Annotated in this window: 22 protein-coding genes; 19 read left to right on the top strand and 3 right to left on the bottom strand. The window is 42.7% G+C overall.

What is annotated here, in order from left to right:
* Window positions 1-816: a dimethyl sulfoxide reductase anchor subunit family protein gene (locus PR683_RS06005; protein ID WP_196719448.1), complete on the top strand. Its 816-nt coding sequence runs from the start codon at window positions 1-3 to the stop codon at window positions 814-816.
* A gap of 349 nt (window positions 817-1,165) precedes the next feature.
* Here PR683_RS06005 and PR683_RS06000 read toward each other — a convergent pair whose 3' ends face one another.
* Window positions 1,166-1,456 carry a putative quinol monooxygenase gene (locus PR683_RS06000; RefSeq protein ID WP_004253191.1) on the bottom strand — a complete coding sequence of 97 codons (291 nt, stop codon included), beginning with the start codon at window positions 1,454-1,456 and terminating at the stop codon, window positions 1,166-1,168.
* Window positions 1,457-1,654: 198 nt separating this feature from the next.
* Window positions 1,655-4,903: a ribonuclease E gene (gene rne, locus PR683_RS05995; protein ID WP_272581712.1), complete on the bottom strand. Its 3,249-nt coding sequence runs from the start codon at window positions 4,901-4,903 to the stop codon at window positions 1,655-1,657.
* Window positions 4,904-5,446: 543 nt separating this feature from the next.
* Between rne and rluC the strand changes: the two genes are divergently transcribed.
* Window positions 5,447-6,406 (top strand): 23S rRNA pseudouridine(955/2504/2580) synthase RluC, encoded by a 960-nt coding sequence (gene rluC, locus PR683_RS05990; RefSeq protein ID WP_109911596.1) that lies wholly within the window; start codon window positions 5,447-5,449, stop codon window positions 6,404-6,406.
* Window positions 6,407-6,449: 43 nt separating this feature from the next.
* On the opposite strand, the gene PR683_RS05985 is transcribed toward rluC, so the two are convergent.
* A complete protein-coding gene (locus PR683_RS05985) occupies window positions 6,450-7,037 on the bottom strand; it encodes a Maf family protein (protein WP_164528739.1) in 588 nt (195 codons plus the stop codon).
* Between the two features lie 143 nt (window positions 7,038-7,180).
* Here PR683_RS05985 and yceD point away from each other — a divergent pair, with 143 nt between their 5' ends.
* From yceD to PR683_RS05900, 17 genes are all read left to right on the top strand, one after another.
* Window positions 7,181-7,705 carry a 23S rRNA accumulation protein YceD gene (yceD, locus tag PR683_RS05980; protein ID WP_004911841.1) on the top strand — a complete coding sequence of 175 codons (525 nt, stop codon included), beginning with the start codon at window positions 7,181-7,183 and terminating at the stop codon, window positions 7,703-7,705.
* Between the two features lie 12 nt (window positions 7,706-7,717).
* Window positions 7,718-7,888 (top strand): 50S ribosomal protein L32, encoded by a 171-nt coding sequence (rpmF, locus tag PR683_RS05975; protein WP_004253223.1) that lies wholly within the window; start codon window positions 7,718-7,720, stop codon window positions 7,886-7,888.
* Window positions 7,889-7,900: 12 nt separating this feature from the next.
* Window positions 7,901-8,941 carry a phosphate acyltransferase PlsX gene (gene plsX / locus PR683_RS05970; RefSeq protein ID WP_004911832.1) on the top strand — a complete coding sequence of 347 codons (1,041 nt, stop codon included), beginning with the start codon at window positions 7,901-7,903 and terminating at the stop codon, window positions 8,939-8,941.
* A 9-nt stretch (window positions 8,942-8,950) separates the two neighbouring features.
* Window positions 8,951-9,901, top strand: coding sequence for a beta-ketoacyl-ACP synthase III (locus PR683_RS05965; protein WP_004911829.1), 951 nt, complete (start codon window positions 8,951-8,953; stop codon window positions 9,899-9,901).
* An 18-nt stretch (window positions 9,902-9,919) separates the two neighbouring features.
* Window positions 9,920-10,852 (top strand): ACP S-malonyltransferase, encoded by a 933-nt coding sequence (gene fabD, locus PR683_RS05960; protein ID WP_117162363.1) that lies wholly within the window; start codon window positions 9,920-9,922, stop codon window positions 10,850-10,852.
* Window positions 10,853-10,859: 7 nt separating this feature from the next.
* Window positions 10,860-11,606: a 3-oxoacyl-ACP reductase FabG gene (fabG, locus tag PR683_RS05955; RefSeq protein WP_272571701.1), complete on the top strand. Its 747-nt coding sequence runs from the start codon at window positions 10,860-10,862 to the stop codon at window positions 11,604-11,606.
* Between the two features lie 155 nt (window positions 11,607-11,761).
* Window positions 11,762-11,998 (top strand): acyl carrier protein, encoded by a 237-nt coding sequence (gene acpP, locus PR683_RS05950; RefSeq protein ID WP_004253236.1) that lies wholly within the window; start codon window positions 11,762-11,764, stop codon window positions 11,996-11,998.
* 78 nt (window positions 11,999-12,076) lie between these two features.
* Window positions 12,077-13,327 carry a beta-ketoacyl-ACP synthase II gene (gene fabF / locus PR683_RS05945; protein ID WP_004911823.1) on the top strand — a complete coding sequence of 417 codons (1,251 nt, stop codon included), beginning with the start codon at window positions 12,077-12,079 and terminating at the stop codon, window positions 13,325-13,327.
* Between the two features lie 150 nt (window positions 13,328-13,477).
* Window positions 13,478-14,308 (top strand): aminodeoxychorismate lyase, encoded by an 831-nt coding sequence (gene pabC, locus PR683_RS05940; protein WP_004911820.1) that lies wholly within the window; start codon window positions 13,478-13,480, stop codon window positions 14,306-14,308.
* A 52-nt stretch (window positions 14,309-14,360) separates the two neighbouring features.
* Complete coding sequence (mltG, locus tag PR683_RS05935) at window positions 14,361-15,383, top strand: endolytic transglycosylase MltG (RefSeq protein ID WP_196723710.1); 1,023 nt, start codon at window positions 14,361-14,363, stop codon at window positions 15,381-15,383.
* 5 nt (window positions 15,384-15,388) lie between these two features.
* A complete protein-coding gene (gene tmk, locus PR683_RS05930) occupies window positions 15,389-16,018 on the top strand; it encodes a dTMP kinase (protein ID WP_164528740.1) in 630 nt (209 codons plus the stop codon).
* 24 nt (window positions 16,019-16,042) lie between these two features.
* On the top strand, window positions 16,043-17,035 hold the full coding sequence (gene holB, locus PR683_RS05925) for a DNA polymerase III subunit delta' (RefSeq protein WP_004911812.1): 993 nt from the start codon (window positions 16,043-16,045) through the stop codon (window positions 17,033-17,035).
* Between the two features lie 12 nt (window positions 17,036-17,047).
* Window positions 17,048-17,839 (top strand): metal-dependent hydrolase, encoded by a 792-nt coding sequence (locus PR683_RS05920; protein WP_196723711.1) that lies wholly within the window; start codon window positions 17,048-17,050, stop codon window positions 17,837-17,839.
* Window positions 17,840-17,879: 40 nt separating this feature from the next.
* Complete coding sequence (hinT, locus tag PR683_RS05915; RefSeq protein WP_004911802.1) at window positions 17,880-18,230, top strand: purine nucleoside phosphoramidase; 351 nt, start codon at window positions 17,880-17,882, stop codon at window positions 18,228-18,230.
* 19 nt (window positions 18,231-18,249) lie between these two features.
* Complete coding sequence (locus tag PR683_RS05910; protein ID WP_004911800.1) at window positions 18,250-18,642, top strand: YcfL family protein; 393 nt, start codon at window positions 18,250-18,252, stop codon at window positions 18,640-18,642.
* A 2-nt stretch (window positions 18,643-18,644) separates the two neighbouring features.
* Window positions 18,645-19,223, top strand: coding sequence for a penicillin-binding protein activator LpoB (lpoB, locus tag PR683_RS05905; RefSeq protein WP_004911798.1), 579 nt, complete (start codon window positions 18,645-18,647; stop codon window positions 19,221-19,223).
* Window positions 19,186-20,088: a phosphotransferase gene (locus tag PR683_RS05900; protein ID WP_226537901.1), complete on the top strand. Its 903-nt coding sequence runs from the start codon at window positions 19,186-19,188 to the stop codon at window positions 20,086-20,088. Before lpoB ends, PR683_RS05900 begins: the two co-directional genes overlap by 38 nt.
* The last annotated feature ends 45 nt before the right edge of the window (window positions 20,089-20,133 follow it).

The following is a 20,133-nucleotide window of genomic DNA, read 5'->3' as shown; positions in this document are numbered from 1 at the left end:
ATGGATATTAAACATATGGAACTCCCTCTGGTATTTTTTACAGTGATGAGCCAATGGGGGATTGGTGCTGTTCTCGCATTAACCATTTACCAAATGAAAGCCTGTCAGGGCTCCTTATTATCAGGCTCTGTATTACGTCGCGCAGTGCTATTGATATGGCTGATTGAAGTTATTGGTTCATCTATGTCAATGGGGCATTTAGGTGTGCCTCTCGAAGCATACCGTTCCGTTCTGGGGCTAAGTCATTCATGGCTAAGTCGCGAGGCTGTGACATTTGTATTATTAAATGGTGTTATCACTTTGTGGGCTCTATCTTGCTGGTTGCAACCCACAGTAAACACGCGCAATACGATATTAGGCTGGATCAGTGGGATTGGTGGATTAGCCGCTATACTTGTCACAGCACAAGTCTATTATCAAATGGTTGCTCACCCATTATGGCATACACCGGCAACCCAAATCGCGTTTATAGGCAGTGCAATTGTCCTTGGTTTTAGTCTAGTAGCCTTATTTGTTATTGGGCAAGGCAAGTTATTACCCTCGACCATTAAAGTTGGCGTGCTGATAGGCGTTGCATTGGTATTAATTGCACAGATTATTCGCTTACAATTACCTGCAAGCCAAGGCGGGAGCTACTTGCTATGGTGGCAAGTAGTGATGAGTATGATATTGCCTTGCATTATGGTGATAAAAGCATACAAGGAGCGACCATCCGCCGTCTTACTTGTATTGATAATGTTGGCGATGTTTAGCGGAGAGTTAGCTGGCAGAGCCTTGTTTTATGGTTCGGTGATGACCCAAGCTCCTTGGTTCTAAAAATCCTCGTCATATTTCGCCCTGTCGCGTTGTTGGCATCGCACACTCGCCCTAGTCACATACTCGTGTATGCTCCTAGGGTCTTGTTTAGCTCGCCGCCTAGCGACAGGCCGAACTATTTAGAGGATTATGTATTCATCATATTTCAGTCTGTCGTGTTGCGGGCGTCGCACACTCGCCCTAGTCACATACTCGTGTATGCTCCTAGGGTCTTGTTTAGCTTGCCGCCTAGCGACAGGCAGAAATATTTAGAGGATTATGTAGGTTTTTTTGTCGATATCAGAATTCGGCCTGTAGTGTTGTGTATGGGTACTAGTTATATGCTTGGGGGCACGTTTAGTTAATGTGCTTATTCAAAAGCACCATTCATCAGTTTGATAATAGGGTCCGAACGCTTATAGCTGTTGATTAGAGGAACGAGGCGTTTGAAATGTTCGCTGGCACAGTGAATATCGAGCGCTTCTTGATTCGGCCACTCCTCGATAAAAATAAAGTGCCCAGGATCTTTTTGGTCAACGTAAAGGTCATAACTGATACACAATGGTTCTTGTTTAGTTGCAGCGACCAATTCACGGTATAGCGGCATAACAATCTCAATCGCTTCGCTTTGAATAAAATCTTCCGCAATGACTTTTAACATATATTTCCCTTTTCTTTATAAAATAACTGTATATAAACACAGCAATACAAACACAAATTCGTTGAGAGCTCAATGTAAAAAACTGGCGAGATGATGAGTTTTTTTTAATTAAAAAATTTATTATTCATGAAATGTATTGTAATAAAAAAGCCCTGATAGTTTCCTATCAAGGCTTTTATGTTTACAGCTAGCGAGTTGTTAGAAATCAGCAGGTTTTGCCATTTCAGAGGTTGCGACGTTTGAAGCAACGTGGCCACCTGCGCCACCTTTACCTTCAAAGGTAGAGGCTTCACGCTGGAATTCTGTTATCTCAAATGGTGCAGCAGCAACTGCAGGGGCTGGTGCTTTTGTCATTGGAGAATAAGCATGACGTTTATGTAAGCTGACCGCTGGGCTGCTTGCTACCGTTGCTGGTTCAGCTACGGCAACAGGTTCGATAACTTCCTCGACACTGACTACTTCAGTTGAAGCCGTGATAGTAACTTGAGGAAGCTGCGTTTCTTCAACGACGTCATTAACCTCTTCATTGACAATAACAGGCGCCGTTTGTTCGTCTACGATAGTAACGCTTTCAACCGTTTCTGTTTGAGCTGTTTCAACTTGCGGTTCAATAATCTCAGCCGCTATTTCTACAGTCTCTTTTATTACTTCGACGGTTTCAACTTCCTGTGTACCGTTAGTTTCATCGATGGCAATTGGTGCTGATTCAACCATGTGATCGACAGCGGTTGCTTCGTTAACTAAAGATGTTTCTTCAGTATTAACGGTTTCCACTGGAGTGTCATGCGACACTTGCTTAACTTCCTCAGCCACGACAGGAGTGACGGCCACGCTACTTTGTGACGGGGTAACATTTGTCGTTTCTGCTACAGGAGCATCATTAATACTTTGTTGTTCAAGCATTTCTTCATTAGTGATGATTGCCATGCTTTCTTGTTGAGGCTGGGCAATTGGGTAATGAATAAATACTTTGCCAGACGCCAGCTCAGGTGAGGCAACGGCAGCGATTAATGGCATTGGTGATTTAGTTAGATGGCGTTCATCACGATAACGACGGCGACGTTGCCCACTGACACGTAAGTGACGTGGTGAACGACGTGAGCGTCGTGGAATGATGGTGTCTTGCTTTTCTTCGCCTTCTGCTTGAGTGTTTAACTCTTGCAGGTCGTCAGTTTGTGCGTCACTTTCAACTGGGGTAGTAGGGGCAACGAGTGCTGGTAATGCAGCAACAGGCATTGCCTCCGTGACTTCAGTCACTTCAGCTACTTGTTCGTTGTCTGTTACACGGATTTTTTGTGTCAATTGACGACGTTGGCGACGTGGCGTAACAGGACGTTGTTCTTCTTCCTTTTCAGCCGCATTCTCTACATTGTCTTGCTGAACATCTTGTTGTGATTTAGCAACTTGCTGTTGACGTTTTTCATCTTGACGACGGCGACGTTCAGCGCGTTGTTCACGACGTTGTTGCTGATTATCACGATTCGCATTGTCAGTTGTTTGCTCGTCTTGCGTGTTCGTATTCTTATTGTTGCGACCTTTATTGCGATCATTACGGTTGTCGCGATTATCACGGTTATCACGATTGTCAGTATCATCGCGGTCACGACGATTATTATTACGACGGTTATTGTTGCGACGATCATTATTCCGGCGGCGATCATTATTATTGCGGTTTTTCGGCGCTGGTTTCTCAACCACTTTTTCTTCTTCGCCAAACAGGCCTTTAAAGAATGCCGCAATTTTGCTGAACAAACTAGGGGATGCAGGTTCAGCCGCCGCTGATTTAACAGGTGCTTTTGTTACAGTTTCTTTTGGTTTCACTGTAGACATGTCTACAGGCTCTTGCAGTGCAAAAGCAGAAATTGCAGGTTGCTCAGGTGTTTTACGTTCAGATGTCGTTTCATCAATCTGATTTAACGTCTCTGTTTCGTGATATTGCGCTAAGTTATAGCTTAACGTATTGACTTCTTCACCTTTACGAATGCGGATCACATGGAAGTGAGGCGTTTGCATTTGGTCATTAGGAACAACAACAACACGGACATGGCTTTGACGTTGTTCGATATCACTGACCGCTTTGCGTTTTTCGTTCAGCAGGTAAGAGGCGATTTGTACGGGGACAATGGCATGCACTTCATGGGTATTTTCTTTCAGTGCTTCTTCTTCAATAAGACGAAGAACGGACAGAGAAAGTGATTCGTTGTCACGAATGGTTCCGGTTCCTGAACAGCGAGGACACACATGGTGGCTTGACTCACCTAAAGAAGGGCTCAAACGTTGGCGAGACATCTCCAATAACCCAAAGCGTGAGATGCGTGCAATTTGAATGCGTGCACGGTCTTGACGTACCGCTTCACGTAGGCGGTTTTCAACTTCACGTTGATGCCTAACGGGTGTCATATCGATAAAGTCGATAACAATCAAACCACCCAAGTCGCGAAGACGCAATTGGCGTGCAATTTCATCAGCCGCTTCTAAGTTAGTGTTGAACGCAGTTTCTTCGATATCGCCACCACGTGTTGAACGTGAAGAGTTGATATCGATAGCGGTCAATGCTTCAGTGGTATCAATTACTAATGCACCGCCTGATGGCAAGCGAACTTCACGTTGGAACGCAGATTCGATTTGTGATTCAATTTGGTAGTGGCTAAAGAGTGGAACATCACCACTGTAGTGTTTGATTTTGCTTGCAAAATCACCACGGCCGATAGCTTCGATATGGTTGCGTGCCATTTCGACAACTTTTGGGTTGTCAATCAAAATTTCGCCGATATCTGGGCGCAGATAATCGCGGAATGCGCGGACAATAACGTTACTTTCTTGGTGAATCAAGAACGGTGCAGGGCGATTTTCAGCGGCTTTTTGGATCGCTTCCCAGTGACGCAAACGGTAGAGTAAATCTTGTTGCAGCGATTCTGCAGATTTACCCACACCTGCGGTACGAACGATTAAGCCCATGCCGTCTGGAATTTGTAAAGAAGACAGTGCTTCTTTTAGTTCAGTTCGATCTTCGCCTTCGATACGACGTGAAATGCCCCCCGCACGTGGGTTATTTGGCATTAAAACGAGGTAACTTCCTGCCAAGCTAATGAAGGTGGTTAGCGCCGCACCTTTATTGCCACGCTCTTCTTTATCCACTTGAACGATAACTTCTTGGCCTTCTTTTAACACATCTTTGATGTTAGGACGGCCTTGAGAGTGATAGTTGCTTGGGAAATATTCACGAGCGATTTCTTTGATAGGAAGGAAACCGTGTCTTTCAGCGCCGTAGTCAACAAAAGCAGCTTCAAGACTAGGTTCGATACGAGTGATTTTACCTTTATAGATGTTGGCCTTTTTTTGCTCATGACCGGGACTTTCAATATCCAAATCATAGAGACGTTGCCCGTCAACAAGGGCAACACGCAACTCTTCCTGTTGAGTTGCGTTTATTAGCATTCTTTTCATGTTATTACTTACTCATTATTTTCTTTTAAATAAAGAGCAGCGAAAGAAAGAGCTACTGTAAACCGATGGCCTCGTGATTTTTACAAAACCGTCTGCCTCGCGGCAGTCGTTCGTATAGAGACGCGCAGTATTCGGTGAACCTGATTTTTAGATTAAAAATTCAGCGTTCTTAATCAGGATGCCGTAAGTTATTAAAGAAAACGGAAGTTCCTAACCCAATAAGCCAAAATTCGTTGCTCGCTAATTTATTTGATGTTGCTAAATGTCTTACGCCATTGCTGCATTGTTACGCCATCAAATAAGAAATCCTATAAAACGTTAACTTTCGTTTTTTAAACATCTCAGCAACTTCATATTATTCCATTGCCATAGCTATTATAGCAAGTCGATACGGAAGTTATATGGAAATTTTATTTAGAAATAGGATAAATCATGCAGAAAATAACCAAATTAAAAAAAAACATAAAAAATTTTGTGGAGTCGGTATGATAGGGAAAGCAAATAAGCGCATATTTTAATCAATTAGAGTTAACGCATTCCCGAATGAATACACAAAATCAAGTTCAATTTATTGACATCAGCGATGACGAAGCTGGGCAACGTATCGATAACTTTTTGCTCACTAAACTTAAAGGTGTGCCAAAGAGTATGATTTATCGCATTATCCGCAAAGGGGAAGTGCGTGTTAACAAGGGGCGGATAAAGCCTGAATATAAATTAGTCGAAGGGGACCAAGTGCGCGTTCCTCCCGTTAGGGTTGCTGAGCGTGAAACCGCACCGGTTTCGGCGAAACTGGATAAAGTCGCTGCATTAGCGAATTGCATTTTATTTGAAGATGACGTTCTTTTAGTGCTGAATAAACCATCGGGAACTGCTGTTCATGGTGGGAGTGGTTTAAGCTTTGGTGTTATTGAAGGTTTAAGAGCGTTACGTCCAGAAGCGCGTTTCCTTGAGTTAGTTCATCGTCTTGATAGAGACACCTCAGGTATTTTATTGGTGGCTAAAAAGCGTTCAGCACTTCGAGCGTTACACGAACAATTGCGTTTGAAACAAATGCAAAAGGATTATTTAGCACTCGTAAGAGGCAACTGGCAGTCGCACATGAAAGTTATTCAAGCCCCTTTACTTAAAAACATTCTACAAAGTGGCGAGCGAGTCGTTAAAGTGAGCAGTGAAGGAAAACCGTCAGAGACGCGTTTTAAAGTGGAAGAACGGTTTGATAATGCAACTTTGGTAAAAGCGAGCCCTGTCACGGGGCGGACACATCAAATACGTGTTCATACACTTTATGCAGGGCATCCTATTGCATTTGATGACCGGTACGGTGACAAGCAATTTGATAGCCAACTGGCAGGGACAGGTTTAAATCGCTTATTTTTGCATGCGAGTGCATTGAAATTTACGCACCCTAAAACGGGTGAAGAGATGCGTTTGCAAGCCCCTTTAGATAACCAATTGAATCACTGCCTAAAAATATTACGTAGCCGTAAAGCAGAAAAGTAAGTCATTTGATTAACTGGCAGGTTTTCCCTGCCAGTATAAAGGATTAATTATCAAATAATGGGCTAACTTGGTGTGGACGTAACATTTCGAGTAATAAAATAAGCGGAAGCCCAACTAACGTATTGGGGTCACGCCCTTCTAAACGCTCAAATAAACTAATTCCTAGTCCTTCTGATTTAAAGCTCCCTGCGCATTGATAAGGTTCATCTTTAAGTAGGTAATTCGTTATTTCTGCATCAGATAGTTGCCTGAAATGAACGTGAAACAATTCACACTGCACATTAAATTTATCTGTTTCAGTATCAAGCAGGCATAGTCCAGTATAAAAAGTGACCTTATTACCTGACGCGGATTTAAGCTGCTGAAAAGCGTTTTCAAAATTATGCGGTTTCCCCATAATTTTATTATCAATAACACAAACTTGATCAGAGCCAATAATCAAGTGCTGAGAGTATTGAGCTGAGAGTGCGTTAGCCTTTGCATGAGATAAACGCATAACTAAAGCCTGAGCCGACTCATTCAAAATGGGGGACTCATCAATATTGGGGGCCACTGCTAAAAAAGGTAATCCCAGTTTTTTTAGTAGGGCTTGTCGGTAGGTTGAAGTTGACGCCAAAATAATCGATTTCATGATTTTTCTCGAAACTCGTAGCCAAAAGGGTTAACTCATTTTAAACTATAAAACGTAAAACCTACGGTTTTTTGGTGAAAAGGCGAGTTTACCCCGCCTTTTTCTTTGACTATAGCTCATTACAAAGTTAATATGCGCGCCTTATGCAAAAGGTAAAATTACCCCTGACTATCGATGCGCAGCGTGCAGCTCAGAAAAACCTCGACTATGTCGGGAGTTATACACCTGAGCAAGTTGCACGTCTTGCAGAATCAGTAGTCAGTGTAGACAGTGATGTAGAAACCGAATTATCATTTAATATTGATAAACAACGTCTCACGGTTATCGAAGGGAAATCCGATGTGGATCTCACCCTCCAATGCCAACGTTGCGGAAAAAATTTCAAGCATCATGCCTACGTATCGTATTGTTTTAGTCCTGTCGTCAATGACGAAAAGGCCGAAGCATTACCGGAGCTCTACGAACCGATTCAAATTGATGAATTTGGTGAAATAGATTTGCTGGGAATGATAGAAGATGAAATAATTCTATCCTTACCAGTTGTTCCGGTTCATGATTCTGAACACTGTGAAGTGTCCGAAGCGGACATGGTGTATGGTGAACTGCCTCCCGAGGCAGAAAAACCAAACCCATTTGCCGTATTAGCCAGTTTAAAGAAAAGTACTTAAGGAGTAAGGTCAATGGCCGTACAACAGAATAAACCAACTCGTTCAAAACGCGGTATGCGTCGTTCACATGATGCACTGACTGCTACCCTAGTTTCTGTAGATAAAACTTCCGGTGAAACTCACCTGCGTCACCATGTGACTGCAGATGGTTACTACCGTGGCCGTAAGGTTATCAACAAGTAATTTGTTGTTACCTTGGCTAATCTAACCATTGCGTTAGATGCTATGGGCGGGGATGTTGGTCCCCGCGTCACGGTGCCTGCTGCATTGCAGGCACTGGCATCTAATCCAGCACTCAAATTACTGCTTGTCGGTCAACCCGAAGCCATTCAACCTTTGCTTGCACACCAAAGTGCTGAGCAAATTTCGCGTGTCGAAATTATTCCTGCGGACGGTATTATCGCAAACGATGCAAAACCATCAAATGCGATAAGACAAAGCAAAGGAACCTCGATGCGAGTGGCCTTAGAGTTAGTGAAGACAGGGCAGGCACAAGCGTGCGTGAGTGCGGGGAATACGGGTGCGCTGATGGGGCTAGCAAAATTAATGCTAAAGTCTATAGAGGGGATTGAGCGCCCAGCGCTAATGACCATCTTACCTAATCAGCAAAAAAGCCAAACAGTTGTGCTAGATTTAGGCGCTAATGTTAACTGTAGTAGTGATATGCTAGTCCAATTTGCCGTAATGGGTTCCGTGATGGCAGAAGAAGTGGTTAACATTTCTAAACCGAGAGTCGCGTTACTGAATATTGGCGAAGAAGAGAGTAAAGGTCTGGATAATATCCGCGAAGCCGCCTCAGTATTAAAAGAAACATCATCAATTAATTACATTGGTTATGTAGAAGGTAACGAATTACTGACAGGTAAAACCGATGTGTTAGTGTGTGACGGCTTCGCAGGTAATGTCTCATTGAAGACGATGGAAGGCGTAATACGCGTCATCCTTTCATTGATAAAATCGACCGGTGATCAACATAAAAAAAGCAGTTGGTTTATGCAACTGGCGAAAAAATGGTTAAAAAAACGTTTAATGAAACGTTTTGGGGACATGAACCCCGACCAGTATAACGGTGCGACTCTGTTAGGATTAAAAGGTATTGTCATCAAGAGTCATGGTGCAGCGAATGAAGGCGCTTTCAAAGCGGCTATTGACCGCGCAGTACAAGCAGTTGAAAAACAAGTCCCAGAAAGAATAACAGCGCGACTAAATATTGTTTTACCCAGGAGTGATCAATAACCTATGGCTATGTACAGTAAAATCTTAGGAACAGGCAGCTACTTACCAGCACAAGTACGTACCAATGCTGATCTGGAAAAAATGGTTGATACTTCTGATGAGTGGATTGTGACACGCACTGGCATACATGAAAGAAGAATTGCCAACGAAGATGAAAGTGTCTCAGTGATGGGTTTTCAAGCTGCCAAAAATGCGTTAGACATGGCGCAAGTCGATGCAACTGACATTGGTTTGATTATCGTTGCAACCACATCAGCAACTCACGCTTTTCCTAGCGCTGCTTGCCAAATTCAACAGATGCTAGGTATTCAAGATTGTGCGGCATTCGATGTCGCAGCAGCATGTGCAGGTTTTACCTATGCGATTAGTATTGCTGATCAATTCGTCAAAACAGGTATGACCAAAAAAGCATTAGTTATTGGTGCTGATGCTTTATCTAAAACATTAGACCCAGCAGATCGTGGCACGATTATTTTATTTGGTGATGCGGCAGGGGCTGTTGTTATCGGCGAATCTGAAGAGCCGGGTATTATTTCGACGCATTTACATGCCGATGGCCGTTATGGGGATTTACTCACATTACCTAATCGTAGCCGTTGCTCTGAAGACCCTGCCTATTTGACCATGACAGGTAATGAAGTCTTTAAAGTTGCAGTGCGCGAATTAGCACATATTGTTGATGAGACACTGGCACAAAGCGGTATTGCCAAAGAAGAACTTGATTGGTTGGTCCCACATCAAGCAAATTTAAGAATTATCTCTGCGACGGCGAAAAAATTAGATATGACAATGGATAAAGTCGTTGTCACATTAGACCGTCACGGTAATACTTCAGCAGCATCAGTTCCTACAGCGTTGGATGAAGCGGTGCGTGATGGTCGTATTCAGCGTGGTCAACTTGTGCTTTTAGAAGCCTTCGGTGGCGGTTTCACTTGGGGCTCTGCATTGGTTCGTTTTTAATTAACTGAGAAAATAGACATGACACAATTTGCTATGGTATTTCCCGGACAGGGTTCTCAGTCTTTAGGGATGTTAGCGGCATTGGCTGAAGAAAATCAGCTTGTTGAGCAAACATTCGCTGAAGCATCGGAAGCATTGGGTTACGATCTCTGGGCGTTAGTACAAAATGGGCCAGAAGAAGAATTAAACAAAACATGGCAAACACAGCCTGCTTTATTGGCAGCTTCTGTGGCTATTTTCCGTGTTTGGAAAGACAAAAATGGCGCGATGCCTACGATCATGGCGGGTCACAGCCTTGGTGAATATTCTGCTTTAGTTTGCGCGGGTGTTATCGACTTTAAACAAGCGATTAAACTGGTTGAATTGCGCGGAAAACTCATGCAAGAAGCCGTTCCTGAAGGCACTGGTGCGATGTATGCCATTATTGGTTTGGATAACGAATCAATTGAAAAAGCTTGCCAAGAAGCTTCTCAAGGCCAAGTTGTTTCACCGGTTAATTTTAACTCACCGGGCCAAGTCGTGATTGCGGGTGAAAAAGCCGCAGTTGAACGTGCGGGTATCGCATGTAAAGAAGCGGGGGCTAAACGTGCGTTGCCATTATCTGTTAGCGTCCCGTCTCATTGTGCATTAATGAAGCCAGCTGCTGATAAATTAGCCGAAGCGTTAGAAAAAATTGATTTTTGTGAGCCAGACTATCCAGTTATTAACAATGTTGATGTTAAAATTGAGAAATCGGCACAAAATATTCGTGATGCTTTAGTCCGTCAACTGTATAATCCAGTACGCTGGACGGAAACAGTAGAATTAATGGCAGATCAAGGTGTTGAACATCTTATTGAAGTAGGCCCAGGAAAAGTATTGACTGGTCTTACCAAGCGAATTGTCTCTAATTTAACTGCCGTCGCAGTCAATGATCCTGTATCATTAAGCACTGCTTTAGAAAATAGCTGAGGACGACATGGGCTTTGAAGGAAAAATTGCACTGGTAACAGGCGCGAGTCGTGGAATTGGTAAAGCTATTGCTTTAACATTAATTGCTCGTGGTGCTACCGTTATCGGAACAGCAACCAGCGAAAAAGGCGCAGAAGCCATTACCGCTTATCTTGATGGTAAAGGTAAAGGTAAAGGTAAAGGTTTAGCGTTAAACGTGACTGATGCAGCATCAATCGAAGAAACTTTGACCAAAATCCGTGAAGAATTTGGTGAAATTGATATTTTGATTAATAATGCAGGTATCACTCGTGATAACCTATTGATGCGTATGAAAGAAGATGAATGGCAAGATATTATTGACACCAATCTTTCATCCGTTTACCGTTTGTCTAAATCCGTTTTGCGTGCCATGATGAAAAAACGTTGTGGACGTATTATTTCAATTGCATCCGTTGTCGGTGTGATGGGAAATGCGGGGCAAACTAACTATGCAGCAGCGAAAGCAGGGTTAATTGGTTTTAGTAAATCATTGGCTCGTGAAGTCGCTTCTCGTGGTATCACTGTCAACGTCGTTGCACCTGGTTTTATCGAAACTGATATGACTAAAGCATTGACAGATGAACAGCGTGCAGGCATTTTATCTCAGGTTCCTGCGGATAGACTGGGTGATGCACAAGAAATTGCCAGTGCTGTAGCGTTTTTAGCTTCTGATGAAGCTGCTTACATCACAGGTGAAACATTGCATGTCAATGGTGGCATGTACATGATCTAAAGAAATGATGGAACTATTTGCATTATTAGTGTTATCTAACGCTAAATAATGCAAAATAATAGTTCCAACAGCCGGGATTGGGTTGTATCTTTTCCTGTATTTCATAAACTACGAAAACCATCGCGAAAGCGAGTTTTGATAGGAATTTTAATAGTATGAGCACTATCGAAGAACGCGTTAAGAAAATCATCGTTGAACAACTGGGTGTTAAAGAGGAAGAAGTTGTAAATACAGCTTCATTTGTTGATGACTTGGGCGCTGATTCTCTTGACACAGTTGAGCTGGTTATGGCTCTGGAAGAAGAGTTCGATTGCGAAATCCCTGACGAAGAAGCTGAAAAGATCACAACAGTACAGGCTGCGATTGACTACGTCGAGAACGCATCTAAATAATTGTACGAAAAACTTATCTAGGCGATCACTCGATCGCCTATGTTCCTTTTGTAACTTTTCCCTCCTTGGAGGAAATACGTGTCTAAGCGTCGTGTAGTCGTAACCGGACTGGGCATGTTATCTCCTGTCGGCAACACAGTTGAGTCATCATGGAAAGCTGTTTGTGACGGACAGAGTGGTATCAGCCTAATCGATCATTTTGATACTACTAACCACGCAACTAAATTTGCTGGCTTAGTAAAAGATTTCAATTACGAAGAATTTGGCATCTCCCGTAAAGATGCTAAGAAAATGGACCCATTTATCCAATATGGTATCGCCGCGGGCTTTCAAGCCTTTAAAGATGCTGGATTGGAAGTAACAGAAGCCAATGCTACTCGAATTGGTGCAGCGATTGGTTCTGGTATTGGTGGGTTAGGCTTAATTCAGGACAACTGTGAGTCATTACTGCACGGTGGACCTCGCAAGGTAAGCCCATTCTTCGTACCATCGACCATCATTAATATGGTGGCTGGTCATTTAAGCATTATGTACGGTTTCCGTGGCCCAAGTATTTCAATTGCAACAGCCTGTACATCAGGTGTGCATAATATTGGCCATGCAGCACGTATGATTGCTTACGGTGACGCCGATGTAATGGTTGCAGGCGGTGCTGAAAAAGCGACTACACCACTCGGTGTGGCCGGTTTTGGTGCAGCGCGTGCATTATCGACTCGCAACGATGACCCGCAAGCGGCAAGTCGCCCATGGGATAAAGACCGTGATGGTTTTGTTCTGGGAGATGGCGCAGGTATTATTATTCTTGAAGAATATGAACATGCGAAAGCGCGCGGTGCAAAAATTTATGCTGAAATTGCAGGGTTTGGGATGAGCAGTGATGCTTATCATATGACATCACCACCTGAAAATGGTGCGGGTGCTGCACTTGCGATGGAAAATGCACTGAAAGATGCAGGCATTAAAGCCAGTGACGTGGGGTATATCAATGCTCACGGTACTTCAACTCCTGCCGGTGATTTGGCAGAAGCACAAGCGGTTGTTAATGTATTTGGTGAAGGCACAGAGGTATTAGTTAGCTCAACCAAATCAATGACAGGTCACTTACTGGGTGCTGCGGGTGCTATTGAGTCAATTTTTACCATTTTGTCATTGTGCGATCAAATTGTACCGCCAACCATTAATCTGGATAACCCAGATGAAGCGTGCAAACTGGACTTTGTTCCAGGTGAAGCACGTAAAGTTGAGAACATGGAGTTCGCTCTGTGTAATTCATTTGGTTTTGGTGGCACCAACGGTTCATTAATTTTCCGTCGTTATCACGGCGAATAATTAATCTATTACCGTTATTAATTAGCCCTAGTCACTTAATGTGGCTGGGGCTTTATTTTGTCCAGTTCTTTGCACAGTTCTTCGCTTTAGTTTATGATAATCCCACTTGATTAATGTCTGATTTATCAGCTTTTATTATAAGTATTATCAATGTCATATTGGGTTAATGGGCAACTTTGCCAGCAAATAAGTGTTACTGATCGCGCAGTCTCTTTTGGGGACGGCTGTTTTACGACCATACATGGCGTTAATCAGCAAGCTAAAATGTTAAATGAGCATATTGCCCGGTTACAGCATGATAGCCAAAGATTAAAAATTGCACAGCCAGATTGGAAAAGCTTAGTAGACCATCTAAAGCAGATTTGTGCAGAGCAAACTCAAGATGAGTTTGTGATTAAAGTTATCCTAAGTCGTGGTGCAGGCGGTAGAGGATATAGCGCGAAAGGTTTTACCTCGCCGACGGTGATAGTCAGTGTTTCTCCCTTCCCAAATAATTATGTTCAGCTACAGTGTAAAGGGGCACGCCTCGTTCTCAGCCAAATTCCGTTAGCTCGTAACCCATTACTAGCAGGAATGAAACACCTCAACCGTCTGGAGCAAGTTCTTATCAAACAAGAGGTTGATGAACTTGATGCAGATGAAGCGATTGTGCTAGACACCGACGGTATTATTGTTGAATGTTGTAGTGCGAATGTTTTCTGGCGAGTTGGGCAAGCAGTATACACCCCAGTTTTATCTCATAGTGGGGTAAATGGATTAATGAGACAAAAGATCATATCACTACTAGAGGATAGCCAGTACCATCTTCAGCAGGTCGAACGCTTTGCTAACGTGTTAACTCATTGTGATGAAGTGATTATTTGTAATACGTTGATGCCAGTTTTACCAGTACAAAGCATTCAAATGAGTCAACAGTGTCCGCCATTGCAATTTGCGTCTCGTGAGTTGTTTGAGTATTTATTTTTGCGTTGCAAAATTTAGTTTTTATAAATGAATTAATTATTACCAACACACGCATTGAAATGGTCAATAAATGAAATTAGCCCAAAAAATCATTCTCATCGCCGTTACCTTGGCTGCTATTGTTGCAGTCGCTGTCTATTGGCAATACCGTCAGGTATTGAACTATGCCAAAACGCCTATCAGTATCACACAAGAAAAAATCTTCACAGTTCCTGCAGGAACTGGGCGTGTTGCATTTGAAGGGTTACTTATTGAAGATAAAATTCTTGAAAAAGGGAATGAATTCCAATGGTTGCTCAAGCTACGTCCTGAACTGGCTCAGCTAAAAGCGGGAACTTACCGCCTGCAACCGGGAATGAACGTTGAACAGCTCCTACAATTAATTGTGAGTGGTAAAGAAGCACAGTTTTCAATCCGTTTTATTGAAGGTAATCGCTTGAGTGATTGGGGTAATATTTTACGAGATGCGCCTTATTTAGAGCATAAAACCACCAACTTAACCCCGACAGAACTGCATGCGCTTATTGGGTTTAACGAGGAAGGTACTTTAGAAGGATGGTTGTATCCTGATACCTATTTATACACAGCGGGAACAACAGATGCTGAAATCCTGAAACGTGCTTATAAACGTATGCAAAACAGCCTTGATGAAGAGTGGAAAGGGCGAGATAGGGATTTACCCTATAAAAATGCCTATGAAATGCTTATTATGGCTTCGATTATTGAAAAAGAAACCGGTGTTGATAGTGAAAGGGCCCAAGTTGCTTCCGTGTTTGTTAACCGCCTAAAGAAAAATATGCGTTTGCAAACCGACCCAACCGTCATCTATGGGTTAGGCGACAAGTATCGCGGTAAAATTTATCGTAGTGATTTAGATAATTATACTCCGTACAATACTTATAAGATTGATGGTTTGCCACCCACACCGATTGCGATGCCAAGCCTTGCATCGTTAAAAGCTGCAGCACATCCAGCTAAAACGGATTACATATTCTTTGTCGCAGATGGTAAAGGTGGGCATACTTTTAGTCGTAATTTAAACGACCACAATCGTGCCGTTAAAGTTTACCGCCAATTTGAACAGCAAAACTGATAAAAATGAAAAACCAATTTATTGTTATTGAAGGTCTTGAAGGCGCTGGTAAAACGACAGCAATCAACACGGTTGTCGATACGTTGAACCAAGCCGGGATCACAGATATTGTATTCACTCGTGAGCCTGGGGGCACCCCACTGGCAGAAAAATTACGCGAGCTAGTAAAGCAAGGCATCGCGGGTGATAAGGTCACTGATAAGGCTGAGTTGCTCATGCTTTATGCTGCCCGTGTACAACTGGTTGAAACAGTGATTCGTCCTGCATTAGCGGCGGGCAAATGGGTGGTCGGTGACCGTCATGATTTATCTTCCCAAGCGTATCAGGGTGGTGGACGTGAAATTGACCGTCATTTGATGCAATCATTACGTGACTTAGTGTTGGGGGATTTCAAACCTTCATTAACGTTATACCTTGATTTACCACCTGAATTAGGTTTGCAGCGAGCAAGGTCTAGAGGTGAATTAGATAGAATTGAAAAAGAGTCGTTAGCATTTTTCGAAAGAACACGCCGCCGTTATCTTGAGTTGGCCGCGGGTGATGAAACGATACTCACTATTGATGCAAGCCAAAACATCGAGCAAGTGCAGCATGATATTGGCCAAACGTTGACCGAATGGCTAGCGCGTGCTTGATAAACCACATAAGGTATTAATCCCATGAATTGGTATCCTTGGTTAAATGAACCTTACCGACAAATCATTACTGCGTACCAAAGCGGTCGAGGCCACCACGCGTTACTGCTTCATTCAATGCCGGGAAATGGTGCGCAAGCGCTATGCTATGGAATTAGTCGTTGGCTTATTTGCCAAGAAAGAGACGGGCTAAAAAGCTGTGGACAATGCCACAGTTGCCGTTTGATGCTTGCAGGCAATCATCCTGATTATCATATTCTTGAGGTAGAGAAAGGAAAGTCGACTGTTAGTGTCGATGCGGTTAGGAAATTAATTGAAACCTTGAGTCGCCATGCCCAACAAAGTGGTAATAAAGTGGTGTATATTCCACAAGTTGAGGCATTGACAGATGCGGCAGCTAATGCGTTATTGAAAACATTGGAAGAGCCAGCAAAAGACACTTATTTTTTATTAGGAAGTGATAAACAAGAGGATTTGCTTGCAACTATTCGCAGCCGTTGTCTAAGTCATTTCTTACCTGCACCCGATTTACAAATAGCACTCTATTGGCTGCAAAAGCAAAAACCAGGTATTGCTACTGAAAATGCGATAACGGCATTAAAAATATGCCAAGGTGCACCGGTTTCTGCGCTAGCTTTATTGGACGAACAACGTTGGCAAAAACGTAATGCACTATGTCATAGTTTAAGCCATGCATTGCAAACGGGTGATATGTTGAGTTTGCTGCCTAGTTTGAATATCGATGAGGTGCCTGATGCCTTAAATTGGCTACTCAGCTTATTTGCGGATGCCATTAAAATTCAACAAGGTGCGGGGGCTTTTTGCATCAACCAAGATCAGCAGTCTCAAGTCCTACAATTAGCCGGTGCTATGAATCGTACTCAGTTAATAAATATGTATGATAAGTGGTTATATTGCCGTCATCAATTACTGACAGTTCCTGCATTGAATCAGGAGCTGATTCTGACAAATCAATTATTACAATGGGAAGCTTCATTGGCTGTCCCTACATTTTAAAAAGAGTTAAATATGTTTGTTGTTGATTCACACTGTCATCTCGACTGTTTAGATTATGAAAAGTTACACACGAATGTCGATGATGTTATCGCAAAGGCCTCGACTCGTGATGTTCGCTTCATGTTAGCGGTTGCAACGACGTTGCACGGTTTTGAAAGCATGAAGAAAATGATTGGCCTGCGTGACAATATCGCTTTTTCATGTGGTATTCATCCCCTTAATTTAGACGAGGGATATGATTTTGCACGACTAGCGCAATTAGCGGCAGGAAACGAAGTCGTTGCGCTAGGAGAAACTGGGCTGGATTACTATTACCAGCAAGAAAATGCTGCACTACAACAAGAGTCTTTTCGTCAGCACATTCGTATCGGTCGTGAAGTGAATAAACCGGTTATTGTACATACTCGTGCGGCACGAGAAGATACGTTATCTATTTTACGCGAAGAAAACGTGATGGATTGTGGTGGGGTATTACACTGCTTTACTGAAGATAAAGATACGGCAGTGGAACTACTCGATTTGGGCATGTATATCTCATTTTCAGGGATCGTCACATTTCGCAATGCGGAACAAATTAGAGAAGCCGCCCGAGTTGTTCCTTTAGATCGCATTTTAGTCGAAACCGACTCTCCATACTTGGCTCCTGTTCCTCATCGTGGTAGGGAAAACCAACCTGCGTACGTTCGGGATGTTATTGAGTACATGGCCGTGCTGAAGGGCGTTAGTGTTGAGCAGCTTGCTGAAATTACGACGCAAAACTTCAATCGTTTGTTTCATTTAAATGTTGGTACAAATAACGTATAAATTAGTTCACAAGAACGATTAAATGACTAAGGAAATTGAAATGGCAGAAGAAACGATTTTCAGTAAAATTATCCGTCGCGAGATCCCGGCAGATGTGGTTTACCAAGACGAACTTGTCACGGCATTTCGTGACATTTCACCACAAGCACCATCACATATTCTTATCATCCCTAATAAATTAATTCCGACTGTAAATGATGTTACTGCGGATGACGAACTAGCGTTAGGCCGTTTGTTTACTGTAGCGGCTAAAATTGCCAAAGAAGAAGGTATTGCAGAGAATGGTTACCGTTTAATCATGAACTGTAATGAACATTCAGGCCAAGAAGTGTTTCATATCCACATGCATCTAGTGGGTGGTCGCCCATTAGGCCCTCTATTGGCGAAATAATAAGGTATAGGGGTCGACGATGAACCGTATTGCATTACTTGCTTTGGTAACCGTGTTGCTAAGTGGTTGCGTATTTAAAAAGACACAAGGACTGGTTTTTAATGAGCAACAGCGCATCATTATGGAGCCAGCAGTACTTGCACAAGGGGTCATTGTCGAAAACCCAGTGATAGGTAATGAAAATCACCAAACTATCGCCACGATCAATATGAGTAATTCGCAATCTGAAGTGGTCAATATTGCTTATCGTTTATATTGGTATGATAAGCAAGGGTTAAAAGTAGACACTTCAAATATTATGCATCAGCAAATTGCGGCGAATTCTGTTGCGAAAGTTCGTGCCGTGACTTCCTCTCCACGTGCAACAAATGTACGTGTTCATGTATTTTTATCGCCAAAGGCCGGAGAATAATAATGAAACGCATTTTAATGGTTGCTGCCGCGACATTAATTTTGGCTGGCTGCCCTTCATATCCACCTCAACAACCAGGTACACAACCCCCGATAGTGCCCGTCGAGCCTGAAAAACAACCGGAAGTGACTCCGCCACCCGTTGATGTTGTGCCAACTCCACCAAAACAACAAACTATAGATTGGTCAGCTTCCATTACGCCTTTAGTTAATCAAATGGTGAGTGCGGATGGGGTAGAAAGTGGCAAAGTATTGTTAGTTGACTCAGTGAAAAATAATACGAATGGCTCACTGCCTGTGCAGGCTGTGACATCAGTTATGACAACCGCGGTTGAAAATACGAATCGCTTTAAAGTTGTTCCTGCCAGTGTGGTGAGTTCTGCACGTAAAACACTCGGTTTATCACAAGAAGACAGCTTAGTAACCCGTAGCAAAGCGATAGGGTTAGGCCGCTATGTTCAAGCAGAGTATGTGATCTACAGCGTGATGTCAGGCTCCAACAAAGAAAGAAGCCTTGAAATGCAATTGATGGAAGTGCAAACAGGTGAAATTATTTGGACTGGAAAGCACAATATTGAGTAACCCGCAGTCGCTTTTTCGGCTGTTAGCGTTGTGTTTTCCAACAATCTCTGTCCATGATTGGAAAATATCTTCGCTAACAGGGCTATCAGGTGGAAGCTTTTTGTTGCAATGTTCCTTATCTGGTAGTGAAATAAAGCTTATCGCGCGCGCTGATGGAAATGCACAAACTGCTTTGTATGTTGACCGAAAGAAAGAAGCGCGGATATTGCAGCAATTACGCGCTTATTCATTTACACCTAAAGTGATTGGCCGAAATGCGCAATGGTTATTATTAGGGTGGTGTGAAGGACAACACCCTGATAATAATACTTTTCTGTTACCTAGTTTTCAGTGCGAGCTTGCAAATATAGTCACACAATTACATCGCGCTCCACTGCTGGGGTATCATTTACAACTACGCGATGAAATATCACATTATGGCTATTTAATTGATAAAAAAAGGTTTTCGCCTCGCTGGAAAAAATTACATCGTCATTTTACCTCTGATGCATTTCCCAAAACGCTGAAACTGGCTCCTGCCCATATGGATATTCATGCAAAAAATATTGTTCGTACATCAACAGGGCAGTTAATGCTATTGGATTGGGAATATGCAGCCAATACAGATATCGCTTTTTCTTTAGAAACCTATTTTCAATTTAATGGTCTGACTGACATTCAGCGAGATTTTTTCTTAACGCAATATTGTGATATTCACGGTGCTTATCGTGACAAACAGCAATTGGCGAAAAGCTGTCAATCATGGGCACCTTGGGTAAAATATATGACATTAATGTGGTATGAAGTGCAGTGGAATGAAAGCCAGTCATCTGACTTTTTGTTACACTCACAGTCATTAAGACAATATTTTGGTTTATTAGGTTGATGGCTGAAAGCTATCAGAAAACAGTATCGAATTGAGATAATTTGT

Source organism: Providencia sp. PROV269 (genome assembly GCF_028477785.1).
Lineage (GTDB): Bacteria > Pseudomonadota > Gammaproteobacteria > Enterobacterales > Enterobacteriaceae > Providencia > Providencia rettgeri.
This window is presented reverse-complemented; position numbering and strand designations above follow the sequence as displayed.